11 protein-coding genes are annotated in these 13,854 nt (G+C 43.7%); 8 read left to right on the top strand and 3 right to left on the bottom strand.

Going from position 1 to position 13,854, the window contains the following annotated elements:
* Window positions 1-264: 264 nt before the first annotated feature.
* The 3 genes from VIM72_RS00810 to VIM72_RS00800 all read right to left on the bottom strand — a co-directional run bounded on the left by VIM72_RS00810 (window position 265) and on the right by VIM72_RS00800 (window position 2,039).
* Window positions 265-555 (bottom strand): nuclear transport factor 2 family protein, encoded by a 291-nt coding sequence (locus tag VIM72_RS00810; protein ID WP_332000969.1) that lies wholly within the window; start codon window positions 553-555, stop codon window positions 265-267.
* 132 nt (window positions 556-687) lie between these two features.
* Window positions 688-1,386: a CPBP family intramembrane glutamic endopeptidase gene (locus tag VIM72_RS00805; RefSeq protein WP_332000968.1), complete on the bottom strand. Its 699-nt coding sequence runs from the start codon at window positions 1,384-1,386 to the stop codon at window positions 688-690.
* A 56-nt stretch (window positions 1,387-1,442) separates the two neighbouring features.
* Window positions 1,443-2,039: a hypothetical protein gene (locus tag VIM72_RS00800; RefSeq protein WP_332000967.1), complete on the bottom strand. Its 597-nt coding sequence runs from the start codon at window positions 2,037-2,039 to the stop codon at window positions 1,443-1,445.
* A gap of 44 nt (window positions 2,040-2,083) precedes the next feature.
* On the opposite strand from VIM72_RS00800, the gene VIM72_RS00795 reads away from it, so the two are divergent.
* From VIM72_RS00795 to VIM72_RS00760, 8 genes are all read left to right on the top strand, one after another.
* Entirely contained in the window at window positions 2,084-2,317 is a 234-nt protein-coding gene (locus VIM72_RS00795) for a hypothetical protein (protein ID WP_332000966.1), read from the top strand.
* 331 nt (window positions 2,318-2,648) lie between these two features.
* Window positions 2,649-3,248 (top strand): RNA polymerase sigma factor, encoded by a 600-nt coding sequence (locus tag VIM72_RS00790; RefSeq protein WP_332000965.1) that lies wholly within the window; start codon window positions 2,649-2,651, stop codon window positions 3,246-3,248.
* Window positions 3,249-3,338: 90 nt separating this feature from the next.
* A complete protein-coding gene (locus VIM72_RS00785) occupies window positions 3,339-4,553 on the top strand; it encodes a FecR family protein (RefSeq protein WP_332000964.1) in 1,215 nt (404 codons plus the stop codon).
* A 253-nt stretch (window positions 4,554-4,806) separates the two neighbouring features.
* Window positions 4,807-8,397, top strand: coding sequence for a SusC/RagA family TonB-linked outer membrane protein (locus VIM72_RS00780; RefSeq protein WP_332000963.1), 3,591 nt, complete (start codon window positions 4,807-4,809; stop codon window positions 8,395-8,397).
* Between the two features lie 18 nt (window positions 8,398-8,415).
* Window positions 8,416-9,870 (top strand): RagB/SusD family nutrient uptake outer membrane protein, encoded by a 1,455-nt coding sequence (locus VIM72_RS00775; protein WP_332000962.1) that lies wholly within the window; start codon window positions 8,416-8,418, stop codon window positions 9,868-9,870.
* Between the two features lie 78 nt (window positions 9,871-9,948).
* A complete protein-coding gene (locus VIM72_RS00770; protein WP_332000961.1) occupies window positions 9,949-11,235 on the top strand; it encodes a TlpA disulfide reductase family protein in 1,287 nt (428 codons plus the stop codon).
* Between the two features lie 59 nt (window positions 11,236-11,294).
* On the top strand, window positions 11,295-12,212 hold the full coding sequence (locus VIM72_RS00765) for a TlpA disulfide reductase family protein (protein ID WP_332000960.1): 918 nt from the start codon (window positions 11,295-11,297) through the stop codon (window positions 12,210-12,212).
* A 117-nt stretch (window positions 12,213-12,329) separates the two neighbouring features.
* Entirely contained in the window at window positions 12,330-13,445 is a 1,116-nt protein-coding gene (locus VIM72_RS00760; protein ID WP_332000959.1) for an AhpC/TSA family protein, read from the top strand.
* The last annotated feature ends 409 nt before the right edge of the window (window positions 13,446-13,854 follow it).

The raw sequence follows: 13,854 nt of genomic DNA, 5'->3' as shown, positions 1-13,854 counted from the left end.
GCGGGACTTTAACCGAAGCCAATGCGTTCCTGGCAACCATTGCGCCAAGGCGCAGCAGTCGCTGGGGATCGAGGTCGGCGTATTCGCTGGCAAGCATCGCCTGGTATTCAAAAAAATGCTGTGTTCTACCCATAGTATATGCTTCAATTTATATGCTTTAACGCGCTTATACTGATCTGGATCATTGACAATTCCGCTTTTAGCAATCCTTAATGATATTTATTTGCTGTTAGGATAAAGCGGGTGCACCTTGCTGGCAATTACTCATTTATCGCTTATCCTGAGCAGGTTGATATAATCTGCATAAGTTCTGTCGCGGTAATATATCTCAATCTTTGCCTGGGCAGCGCTTCCCGCAACATCGATAGAAACGATTTTGCCAGTACCGTTAATTTTTTTCCCCAGTGTGAATTTACTTAAATAATCGGAGATGCTCCAGATAACAACTTTCCCTGTTTCTTCATTGCGGAACCGGAGATCGGCCTGCTTATGAAATGCGCTCGTCAGACGAGCCGTATCCCCATTATTTCTGTTATTAAGGCTTATACGGATCAATCCCTCATCGGCCTGTTTTCCCTGAGCGCGGAGAATGCCTGAAGATGTAATCAGGAAGATAATAAAAAATCTTTTTCATAAACAGCAAATGGAGAGACAAGTAATAAGTATATAGGTTTTACGATGTTCATTTCACTGGTTAAGGCTTGGGGCAGCTGTGATCTTATTCTTTTTATCATACCAAATAATAAACATTACCCAAACCACCAGTAATACAGCGATCAATAACAGCTCTGTTTCATGCAGCCCGTTCCGGAAAAAGTTGTTGAGAGAATGAACGCCTGCAACAGCCAGCAGGGAAGCCGTTTTATCATATACTTTCCCGATGCCCCAGGTGCCCAGGAAAATGATCCCTAAGAAAATAAGGTTATTGGTATTTACATCAAAGTTCAGATGCCAGCTAAACCAAAGGATCGTGATCAGGATGATAGTATAAATTTTCGGAAGTGGTTTTAGCTGTTGCTGCAAAAAGCCGCGCCAGCCGATTTCTTCCAATAACCCATATACTAAAACGGTAAACATTAATATGATAGGAAACCGCCCACTCTGTAAATAATAAACTGATGCGATTAATGTGGCCGGCAAGATCCAATATACCACAAAAGGCAGCAGGAGATTTTTGTAAATTCCTTTTAAAGAAAGCCCTGATGGAATTTGAAAGAGGGTAAAAGCTGCGATAGCGCCAACCGTTGGCCCGATGCCGCGCAATAGGATTTTCAGGTACTCGTTGTTTACCTGGTCCAATAAGTGGGTCTTAGTGGCCCCAAACCTGAAAGCTACCGCAATGATATAGAATAAAATAATTGCCTGGATATTGATCTTGCTTTTCATAAAAAGACCTGAAGTTATAAGAAAGGCAGGAATATAAAATTGACTTTGGGTAAGTTTTACCTTTCTGTAACTCTTTTTCGGATGCGGCTTAAACTCTCTGCTGTTAAGCCCAGGTAGGAGGCGACGATTTTAAGTGGGGTACGCTGAAATATTTCGGGTCGTTCTTTAATAAGCTGAAGATATCGCTCCTGGGGATTTTGTGTCAGAAGATTGATCTGCTGTTGTTGCTTTCTTACATATAAAATTTCAGCAACGGCCTTACCGATCCGCAGCCCAACCTTGTTTGCTGCATAGAGTACATTCAAATCGTTATAACAGATAGACCATAGAACGGTATTCTCCAATGCTTCAGTTTTAATAATAGTGGGCTGCTGGTTCAAAAAGGAAAGATAGTCGCTCATAAAGCTGTGTTCATACAACAGGTTGATGCATATATCCTTGTTGCCATTCCATACAAACAGACCTACTGAACCTTTCACAATGATGTTCAGGTATTTTTCTATCGTATTGTAATCCTTAATGACCTCTGATTTGGAAAATTTCCGAACCTGGATCTTTCCCGAAAACCCCCTCCATATCTTTATATCAGCTTTATAATACGGTGCAAATACTTTTTCTACGTCTTCTGCGGATGGATGATGGTCGATGTACATTTTTTGAGAATAATCGATAGATTAATAATAAAACCATTGAAGCATTGGTAATTATCCAACTTGTTAAGTTTAAAGATAATGTGTCGAATTTCAAAATAAAAATTGATGGTCTGGAGGAGAAATTAATTGCAGGAGGAATAGATGCAGAACTGTTTAAAAAGTGGAACGGCAAATCAGCAACAGAAGTTGAATCATTGGCGGAAGAAAAGAACGGCTATTTTGATCGATCGGAAAAGAGGCTTCCTGCTTTTACGCAGTCTTTGATCATAACCGATTGAAATTAAAGAAAATGGACGCTTCAGCCGGGCCGGGAGCCGAACCTGTACGGTCCCTGCAACCCCACAGGATTTGAAAGCAGATCGTTATAATGAACAGAGGTGCTACCCTAAAAGCAATACCCATCTTGCAGGCGGCCTCTTCATCTGCCAGCGTTTCAGGTTCAGCCCCATTGATACCATCCTGGCCCCGGCAACCCAATTGATAGCTAAGCCCGGGAAATTACTATCTGATCTGCCGGAGAAAGATATTATGTTATGAGCCAAAGGCTACTACTAACTCTGTGAAATTTTTAATAACATTGTGGCTAATTCGGATCAATCAACTTATTAATTGTCAGGTATTAAACATAACAGTGACCGCCAACTGCTGTTGCAGATCTCTGAAGGGGATGAGCAGGCGTTTGCTATGCTTGTGAAAGCGTATTCCGGCCTTCTTTTTACATACCTGGTCAAGATTACCAAAGATCAGGATATAGCTTCCGACGTGGTACAGGAAATTTTTACCCAGCTATGGCTAACAAGGGAATCGCTGAGAGAAGTGGAAAGCTTTCGTTCCTGGTTATTCGTAATCTCGAGGCATCATGCAGTCAGGATGTTGAAGAACATCGACAGAGAGTACAAAAAGCGGGAGGAGTGGCATCAAATTACACAAACTGCGGCCGACGGCCTGGAGGCGCAGGACGAGGCCTCTTTAAAGGATGCGTACGATATATTGGTGAAAAATGCGGTAGACAGGCTCCCGCCGCAGCAAAAGAAGGTTTGGATGCTTGCCCGGTTAGAAGGGAAAAAATATGCCGAAATAGCAGAGGAAATGCAGATTAGCCGGGAAACCGTAAAAAAATACCTCCAGATTGCCTCCTCATCTATCGTTGATTACATCCGGAATAATGGCCTGCCAGTCATAATTTCGTTCCTGATTATAAAATTGTAAATTTTTTTTCCATTGGAATACCCCCTTTTTTACAGAAGTTTTCTCCTAAGATAAAGATAGATCATATCCGTTGAGATAAATTGATTGACTGTGAATAGCAGACTACAGCAACTATTGGAACGATGGTCAGATGACCGGTTTACCGAAGCAGAAAGACAGGAGCTTATTGATATGTTGCAATCGGCTTCTACTGAACAGGAAATTATTCCTGTGCTGGAGGACATGTGGGAAAAAATACAGGATGAAGGCCTCTTTAGTGAAGCGCAACAGCAAACGATGATCAAAAATATCCTGGATCGCTATCCTGGAAGAGAGTTCCCTGTTGATAAGGAAACAGGAAAGGATATGCATGTTGTTCACAGGAATCCGTTCATACGGAAATGGAGCTGGGCGGTAGCGTCTTCTGCGGCATTGATCATTGGTGTTGGTATTTATTATTTATATCACAAAAAACAAGTGGAAACCCCAACTGGTGTTGTGCAGTCGGTAACAAATGGTCAGCAGGGGAAAAGTAGCGTTTTACTTACCTTATCAGACGGATCACAGGTACTTTTGGATACTGTTAAAAATGGCCGGATAACATTACAGGGAGGAACAGTTGCCAAAGTCACCAATGGGGTATTTGAGTACGAAAGAACAGGTTCAGAAGTTCAGTATAATATAGTATCTACACCGAAGGGAAAGCAGTTCCAGCTTAGATTGTCAGATGGAACCAGCGTGTGGTTGAACGCGGAAAGCTCCATTAAATACCCGGTAGCATTTACGGGTAAGGAAAGACTTATTAGTGTTACAGGAGAAGTGTATATGGAGGTAGCTCAGAATCCTTCCGTTCCTTTCAGGGTCAGTGTTAGCGGCGGAACTTCTGTTGAAGTGCTCGGAACAAGTTTTAACGTGAACGCATATGATAATGAACAATCCGTTCGAACCACGCTGCTCGATGGAGCGATACGGGTTGCAATGAAAGGATCAGAAAGGGCAACCTACAAACTGCTCAAGCCCGGACAACAGGCGCTTACTACCACCGGAAACAGGCCTATCCAGGTTTTTGACGACGTAAATGCAGTTTCGGTTATTGCCTGGAAAAATGGCGTCTTTGACTTTGATGATGTTCCGCTGGAGGAGGCTATGCGGCAACTTGCAAGGTGGTATGATATCGAAGTAATTTATCAGCAAACAATTCCGAAGGTACAGCTGGGCGGCACTATTAAGAGGAGTCTTCCCTTTACCGATGTGCTGTATTTTCTGAGCAACGTGGGACTTCACTACAAACTGGAAGGAAACAGGAAATTAATTATACTTCCCTGATGACTATTGACTAATCATTCATCAGGCGTTATTGATAACATATTGAGCAGGCCGCTTAATAAAAAACAGGCATGCCGGGATTTCCGGTAATGATCTGGTATGTAAATAAAGCACTTTGTTCGGGATCAACTACAAAACCAACCAAAATTATTTAGAAAGTATGCGTTTTTCTGCTTTAAACCAGCCGTGGAGGCTCGGATTAGCCTGGCGTGGCTTCTCTTGCCGTCCGGTATCAACCAAAATACGGTTCACGATGAAACTAACATTTATTTTATTAACTGTTGTCTTAGTTCAGGCACAAGCCATAGGGCTGGCGCAATCTATCACTGCCAAACTACACAAAGAGCCTTTGCGTAATGTGTTTAAAATTATTGAGAAACAGACGGGAGCAACTGTTTTTTATAATGATGAACATATTAAGAATGCGCATCCGGTGACTATCGATGCACAGCAGATGCCATTAAATGATTTCCTTACCGCCATTTTGAAACCGGAGAAACTTGATTTCGAGATAAAGAAGGGTAATGTGGTAGTGATGCGCAGAGATATTGACGCATCAGGGAAAAATGGAAATTTATCTGTTGCTGAGGAGTCTAAAACAAAAATCACGGGATCAATTACTGACTCTGATAAAAATCCTCTGCCCGGGGCTACTATCCGTATTAAAGGTAGCCAGGTGGTAGCAGTGAGCGATGAAAAGGGAATGTTTCATATAGAAGCGGAAAAAGGCGCAGTGCTGATAATAAGCTTCATAGGATTCAATGAAAAAGAGGTGAAGGTGAACAATTCAGAAATGATTTCGGTTATTCTGGTGCCTTCGGAACAAAAGCTGGGATCTATTGAAATTGTTTCTACAGGTTATCAGAATATCACCAGGGAACGAAATACAGGGGCGGTAGCAAAAGTAGACATGGGCACTGTTGCCAGCAGATCCAGCAGTACCAATATTCTCCAAAGACTGGATGGGCTTGTACCCGGCCTGGTGGTAAACAATTCGCCGGGTGGAGAGCCGTTGCTGGTTCGGGGTCTGACTTCCCTCAACTCCACCAGGTCGCCATTGATCGTGGTGGACGGCGTGGAATTACCGGGTGACAATACCAGTGATGCATCCAAAAATAACATTCTGAATAACTCCAACCCCATCGCCAACATCAATCCGCAGGATATTGAGGATATAACTGTTCTGAAAGATGCCTCCGCAGCTTCTATCTGGGGCGCAAAAGCGGCGAATGGGGTAATTGTTATTACTACCAAAAAGGGTAAAACAGGACAAAAACTGCGGGTCGATTACGATGGTTATTATAATTTCCAGGGAAAACCGGATCTGTCCTATATCCCAAAAATGAATAGCAGGGATTTTATCGCTACCGCAAAAGAAATCTTTCCTCAATTTGCGCCTTATTATAGCTGGAATACAGTACAGACCCTGGCTCCGGTTCCCCCGCACCTGCAGATTCAATATGATGCGTACCGGGGGCTCATCACCGGTGCACAGGCAAATAAGGCCCTGGATAGTTTGGCTGCCATCGATAACAGGAGTGAAATTTCCAGTATTTTTTACAGGAATGCAGCCTCAACAAATCATACGGTTTCCCTTTCAGGGGGCGGCGACATTTACAGTTTTTATGGATCGCTGAGTTATACCGGTATTCAAAGCAGCACACCAGGTGAACGCAACAATTCGTATAAGGTGAATATCAGACAGGACTTCAATTTCAATAAGAGATTGCAGTTATCGGTAGTCACTGATCTTACCAATACAGTAGCAAGTACTTCAAATCTGGGTATAGGAGTGATGGCCCCGGATGTTTCCATCGTACCTTATCAGCGGTTCCGCGATAATGCAGGAAATCCGCTGGCAGTGAATTTCCTGGGAAATTACAGCGATTCTCTCAGGCTTGATTATGCTGCCAGGAGCCGGGTTAACCTGGACTACGTTCCGATTGATGAATTTAACAGGGGATATTCAAAGAGTAGCAATATAGCCGGAAGAGTAGTGGGAAGCGCAAAATTACAATTGCTGAAAGGGCTTCGCTTTGAAGGTACTTACGGTTACCAGACATTTGCAAGAAACAACCGGACAGTTCAGTACCAGGAGAGTTACGCGGTAAGGGACCAGCTGGTAGGTTTTACACAGGCGCCAACTGTAAACAGCACACCCAGGTATTGGTTGCCAAAGGATGGAGGGATGCTCTATGTAAACAATGCGTCTCAGAAAAACTGGACGGTAAGAAATCAGCTGATATTTGATCGGAACTGGGATCCGCACCAGCTGACGGTAATGGCAGGACAGGAAGCTACAAGTTCCACACCATTGACATCATCCGCTACCTACTATGGATGGGATGATCAGTTGCAGGTTTCCCGCCCGGTAAATATTGATACGCTCATGAAGGGGATTACCGGAACGGTATCCGGCCAGCTGGGAAGAGTGTTACGATCAAATAATGTGGGTGGAGGAGAAGGAGCTATCGCAAGAACCACCTCTTACTATTCTACATTGGGATACATGTACCAATGGAAGTATGCACTGAATGCGAGTTGGAGGATTGATGAGAGCAATTTATTCGGCCTTGCCAAATCTGCTCAGAACAGGCCCGTTTATAGCATAGGCGGTAAATGGTTGATGAACAGGGAAGACTTCATGAAATCATTTACATGGCTGGACCGGCTCCACCTGAGATTCACCTATGGCATAACAGGTAATGCACCCAAGCCTGCCCAGGCAGCATCATTCGATATCCTGCAATCCTCATCGAACGTAAACTATGTAACCGGAGTTGGTTTGGTTATCGGAACTCCCGGTAACGACAAGCTTACCTGGGAGGGAACCACCGTTTATAACGCAGGGCTGGACTTTACAGTGCTCGGCGGCAGATTGGGCGGTTCGATAGACGGATATATAAAAAAGACCAGTAACCTGATCGGCTCATTGATGACGGCACCGCTGACCGGATATGCAACTGTTATCGGTAATTACGGAGATCTCGAAAATAAAGGGTTTGAGTTTAGTCTGACTTCACTGAATGTCATTTCCCGGGATTTCAACTGGAATACGGTCCTGAACTTCTCGTACAACAAAAATAAGATAACAAGGATGGCAACAGCAACCGCCATCACAACCGGTACAGGAATGATTGGAACACCCTTCGTGGAAGGTAAACCTGCATACGCTGTATTTGAATTCATCAATGGCGGGCTTAATGCTGCAGGAGATCCACAGATCATCCAGGCCGACGGAAAAATACTGTCTGATAAAAATGGCTCCAAGCCGGAAGACGTTCATTTGGCGGGAACTTCTCAACCTATTGCGACAGGTGGATTATTCAACACATTTTATTACAGGCGGTTTCAATTGGGAATTAATATCAGCTTTAACTTAGGACATGTATTGTTCCGTGATTTTAATAATTTTTGGCAGGATCCCCTTTATCAGAACACGCTTCAACCTGAATTTGCTAATCGCTGGAAGGCGCCGGGGGATGAAAATAAAACCAATATTCCCAGGTATGCCTATAACTCTACCATCGACAACGGCAGAAATATCTGGTACTACACCTACTCCAACCTGAATTCATTTGACGCGTCTTATGCAAAGATCAGGGAGATCACACTTTCCTATGATGTAGGTAAGACGTTGGTCCGGAGACTGCATGCAGAAGGATTGACTATCAGGGCACAGGTATCCAATCTCATGCTCTGGAAGAAGAACCGCTATGGGATTGATCCGGAGTTTCAGCAGAACCGCTATGGGGTTGACCCGGCGTTTCAATCGTCTGCGAGTGCCAGAAATATCCGTATAGGACAAGGTACATTCACAGTTGGCGCACACCTTACTCTTTAATTAAACCTGCTTAAGATAATGAAATCTATTCATAGCGTATTATTACCCATTCTGTTTATATCGTTGATGCTTCAGACTTCATGCTCCAAAGACTTTTTGGAAATTGAACCCAAAGGCTCCCGTGTGGCAAAAACGACGCTGGACTACGAGCAATTAATGAATGCAGTGAGCCTGCAGGTTTCCTATCCTCCGTCTTTGTATATGGGCGATGAAATGGCAGCCCAGGCAACCTACATGGATGCAGCCCAGATCAGAACGCAAAGACTGTTCAGGTTTGAAGCAAGGGTATACGATGAAGATCAGCTTCCCAATGAAACATGGCCACTGACCAACATTTATACCTTTAATAAGGTCATAAACGAAGTAATGCAGTCAGAGGGTGGAACCGATCAGCAAAAACGTGCCATCCTCGCGGAGGCTAAGGTGGGACGGGCGCTTTGCCATCTTTATTTTCTGAATGATTTTTCGTTGCCTTATAATGCAGCTACTGCTGCTACGGATTTAGGGGTGCCGCTGCTTACAAAGGCAGATGTAACCCAAACAACATTTGTACGGGCTTCTGTACAGGAATGTTATGATTTTATCATAAAGGATTTAACAGATGCCTTGCCAGACCTTGGCCCATTAACGCACAGACGGAAATTTTCCAGGCTGGCGGCAGAATTTATATTGGCCCGTGCTTATCTGTATATGGCAAAGTTCAATGAGGCCAGCACACATGTGGATGCTGCATTCGCGGAGCTTGGCAAAGCTGCAGTACCGCTCACGTTATATGATTATAACGTAGTGCTTGATCCCGATAACGATAATTCATGGTTTCCCGACTTCGGTTTCGGACTTTCAAATTATCCATTGGCTGCCAATAATACACAGGTGATATACAATCTCAGTATGATTAATTTTCAACTGCAACAGGCCAATACCTATGTGTTTTCCCCGGAAACGGCTGCCTTATATGATCCGGCAGATAAACGCCTCGAACTATATTCAGGAATGGAAATGTTCAATCCCGATAAAACCTTTCCGGGGGGAATGAGACGCTACTCCGCATCACTTTTTTCCGGGTTGGAAATCGGCCCTTCATTACCTGATCTCTACCTGATGCGCGCAGAGCTTAAAGCAAGGGCAGGCGACCTTGCAGGGGCAAAGAGCGCTCTCGAAATGCTGCGGTCTAAAAGAATGCCTGCCAATATCGCAACGGTACCCGCAAATATAGCGGCAAGCAAAGAAGCATTGGTTCGCTATATCCTTGATGAACGTATTCGTGAATTCGCCACCTCCGGCATGCGCTGGTGGGATATGCGCCGGCTTTCAGTGGACCCGGTTTACAGCAATACGGTTAAGTACACACATAAACTTTATGACGACGCCGGTAACGTGGTAGCAACCTATACGCTCACGCCCACGAGATTTGCCCTGAAGTTCGGGGAAAGGATGCTGGCCGAGAACAGGGGATTAGTGGAAAATGAATAGAACGGACAACATGCAGTTGTGCCACATTTACGAGGAAATTTCAATCGTAATAATTTAAAATTTTTAATACTGATGAAAATGAAAAAGTTAATCTTGCTGTTGCTGATTTCCGGTTCCGTCTTCGCGCAGCAATCGCCATCCGCGAAGTATAACTTTAAGGATTTTACTGCAATAGTAAACGTGGAAGACCAGGAGAAGCAATACAATGAAATGCTGAAAGCAGATCCAATAGACCCTGCCAGACCATCTACGTATGAGGAATACCGCGCGCAGCTGGCTATGGGATGGCTTACCAAAGGAAACTTTGAACGTTATTGGTATTATAAAAACACCAGTCCGAAATTCAACGTACTTCAATTCCTGTATCTGACTTATGCGCTGGACAACCTCTTTGATGCAAATACCAATCCGCGCGAAGTGGAAAAGGTGTCAGCCGGGATATTGGAAGATCTGAACACAGGAGCATTGAAAGATGGAATTGGCAGAACGCAGTCCGTTTTGGAGATAAATGCTGCAACTAATGCCCAACTGGGAAATACAGAGAAGGCGTTACAGTTATTGGCGAAATCTTCAGAAGTAAAAGACGGTATGCGCGAAATGCATTATTTCAAAGATGCAAAATCCAATTACCTGAACCGGTATGGCGTAGTGATGCTTGCTGCCGGTAAGTACCAGGTGGCATTCGATACCTTGAGTAAAGCATTCAGGGAAGCGGAGTCAAACCCGGTGATGGTTAATACATTCAGGTTGGTGTATAAAAAGGTAAAAGGTAGCGAAAAAGGATTTGAGGAATATCTTAAATCCCTGAAGGATGAAGCATACCATCACTGTTATAAGGAAGTGGAAAAGACGTACATAGCATCACCGAAAACAACGCTCGACGGTGCAATACCCAGCCAGGGAGGAGATGGTAAAATGTTTACGCTTTTTCACGCCACAAAACCTGTAAAAGAGGTATCGCTGCCGGACCTGGATGGAAAGATGGTTCATCTGAAGGATTATAAGAACAAAGTGCTGGCCCTTGATTTCTGGTCTACCGGATGTACCCCATGCGTAGCTGCCTTCAGCGGATTTGATCGCGTGGTGGCAGACTATAAAAAAGAGGCATTTCAAATGTTTGTGGTAAGCCTGTTTGAAGACAGCGCTACCGTGAAATCTTTCGTGAAGAAAAAAGGGATCACCCTCGATGTTTTACAGGATGAAGAAAACAAGTTCTTTGATGTACAGGGAACGCCCACTAAAATCATATTTGACCCATTGGGTAATATAAGATTCTTTAGTTCTGGTTACGCCGGTTCTACAGACAGGGAGTATTATAAACTGAAGTCCATGGTGGAGATCACAAAATCCAGGTATAAAGGGTAATGCAATTGATAATAACCCGATTTAGAACGAATGTGGCTTTTGCTCCACAAAAAGTATTTATGAGAAGCGTGATTTTTTTGATATTGACCAGCCTGGTAGCTTTGTCCGGCATTGCGCAGGATAACCACCCCGTTTCGTGGAAATTCCGCAGTGACTCCATAGCGCCACTCACGTATAAGATTGCCTTCGTGGCGACTATCAACGAGCCGTTTCATATTTATCCACAGTCTTATGATGGTGGAATGGGAATGCCTACTACCATTACATGGGGAGAAAACCCGAATGTTCAGTTGATAGGAGAGATGGAGGAAAAAGGAGCAGTATCTTCTAACGGGGAAGCTGTGGCTTATTATGCGAAGGGGGTTACGTTTTCACAAACTATCAAACTCAGGGCAGATGAGAAGACAGTATTGCATTTTCGGATCAGGTACATGGCATGCAATAATCAAATGTGTCTTCCTCCTTCATCAAAGGAGTATACGCTGATTGTAAATGATGCTAACGGTGTTGGTGTTACTGCTGAAAAAGAAAAAGTGGAACCAGTACCGGGTATACAGGAAGCAGTACAGTATGAGGACTTTACGCTGCCGGATGTAAAAGGAAAAAAAATCTACACCAAAACAATCATCTCCGGCAACAGGTATACATTCATCGACTTCTGGGCCAGTTGGTGTTCGCCATGCAGAATGCAGGCAAAAGCGCTTGTTCCGCTTTATGCCAGGTATAGGGCCAAAGGACTGGGAGTAATTGGCGTTTCTCTCGATACAGATGCTGCTGCCTGGAAAAAGGCAATAGAGAAGGATGGCTATACCTGGACAAACCTGGCGGACCTGAAGGGATTTGATTCTCCCGTTACTAAAAAATATCAGATTAAAGCTATTCCCAGGAATTTTCTGATCGATAACAAAGGGGTAATTGTTGCCAGGGATCTCCATGGAAAAGAGTTGGAAGCAAAGCTGATGGAACTGTTTAACTAAATGAAAGACGTTCCCCCTTATGGCAACGTAATAATCAATTCATACAGGAATTCGATTTCTGAAACCAAATTAATCCTATTTAAATTGAGAAAGTTAATTATAGCCGGTTTGTCAATAATGTCATTGACAGCTTTTGCCCAGAGTAATAATAAGTTTACTATCAATGGTAAATATGGTACAGGCAACGCTCCTGAAAAGGCATACCTGGAGTATACGATGAAAGGTAAGTCCATCATTGATTCCGTGGGGTTAAGGAATGGCGTTTTCAAATTTGCCGGTGCGGTGCCCGCTTCGCCGGTATCCGCTACATTAACCTTTGATACAAAAGGTGTTGGGAGAACTAACAGCCTTGAACAGATAACCGTTTATCTTGAGCCGGGTAGCATCCATATTAAAACGAATGGAGCTACAGTAGAAGGAGCGCAGGTAACCGGAACGCCCAGGAATAATGATTATAATGATCTTAATAACCTGGTTGATGTCGGCTTATCACAAATGACCGATGAAGACAGGCTATTCATGAAAGGGAAGTTGTCGCCACAGTCAACGCAGGATTACGAGGCCAAAGTGGAAGGCTTTCGGAAGCGGTTTAGTGACATGACCAAAGATGCCTATATGAAGTTCATCCAGTCCCATCCTGCATCAATGCTCAGCTTGGAATTGTTTCCCAAAATCGCTTATGAGCAACGCTATGACGTAGTGAAACCTTTGTTCGATGGTTTATCATTCAAAATTAAAAATAGCAAGGAAGGTAAAAAAGTGGCCGCTAACCTGGATAAAATGAAAGTAACTGCAATAGGGCAATCTGCGCCCGATTTTGAAGTGCCTGATGCAGAAGGAAAGCTGGTTAAACTTTCGTCATTTCGTGGCAAATATGTGTTGGTCGACTTCTGGGCTTCCTGGTGCGGGCCATGCAGGGCAGAGAACCCCAACCTGGTTAAGGTATACAATAAATTCAAGGACCGGAACTTCACAATTGTCGGTATTTCTCTCGATAAGTCTGACAGCAAGGCATTGTGGTTGGCAGCAGTTAAAAATGACGGACTTCCATGGCTTCAGCTTTCTGATCTGAAATTTTGGGATAGTGCCGCTGCGAAATCATATGGCGTCCAGGCAATTCCTCAGAATTTTTTGATCGATCCTGATGGAATTATAATTGGAAAAACATTGTCGGGAAAAGCGTTGGATGAAACATTAAGCGGAATATTTTATCCTGTGCACACGGCTAACTGAGGCAAGGGGGGAGCCTATTGCTGAGTTAAGTTGCATCGCCTTAGACTATCAGATGCCGTATACGATGTCCGGCTTCAGTAGAGGCCGTAATAAATACTATTATTAAGAATTAGGATAAGGCGCTGTGAATAAAAAGATCAATGATCTGGAAGAAAAGGTAATCAACGATGTTATGGAGAACTCCGCCTATAAAAAATGGTTCAGCAAACTTCCGGTGAATGGTCTTTACTGCAAAATGAAATTACAAAGTTGAATGGAAATATAAACCAGCGATGGTTTAAGCAGGAAAATGCTTCATCACATTTGTGCAATATGAAAAACCTGTGTTACAAGCTGGGTGTAAACGCAAAATAAAAAGATGTGGTTCAAACCTATTCTCATATTGAATGGGAGGTACTGGAACCAACTT

The organism is Chitinophaga sp. (genome assembly GCF_036569185.1).
Lineage (GTDB): Bacteria > Bacteroidota > Bacteroidia > Chitinophagales > Chitinophagaceae > Chitinophaga.
This window is presented reverse-complemented; position numbering and strand designations above follow the sequence as displayed.

What these genes read in the sequence shown, in the direction of transcription:
- VIM72_RS00805 (WP_332000968.1), bottom strand. Translation starts at nt 1,386, where the DNA reads ATGAAAAGCAAGATCAATATCCAGGCAATTATTTTATTCTATATCATT.
- VIM72_RS00800 (WP_332000967.1), bottom strand. Translation starts at nt 2,039, where the DNA reads ATGTACATCGACCATCATCCATCCGCAGAAGACGTAGAAAAAGTATTT.
- VIM72_RS00780 (WP_332000963.1), top strand. Translation starts at nt 4,807, where the DNA reads ATGAAACTAACATTTATTTTATTAACTGTTGTCTTAGTTCAGGCACAA.
- VIM72_RS00775 (WP_332000962.1), top strand. Translation starts at nt 8,416, where the DNA reads ATGAAATCTATTCATAGCGTATTATTACCCATTCTGTTTATATCGTTG.
- VIM72_RS00770 (WP_332000961.1), top strand. Translation starts at nt 9,949, where the DNA reads ATGAAAAAGTTAATCTTGCTGTTGCTGATTTCCGGTTCCGTCTTCGCG.
- VIM72_RS00765 (WP_332000960.1), top strand. Translation starts at nt 11,295, where the DNA reads ATGAGAAGCGTGATTTTTTTGATATTGACCAGCCTGGTAGCTTTGTCC.
- VIM72_RS00760 (WP_332000959.1), top strand. Translation starts at nt 12,330, where the DNA reads ATGTCATTGACAGCTTTTGCCCAGAGTAATAATAAGTTTACTATCAAT.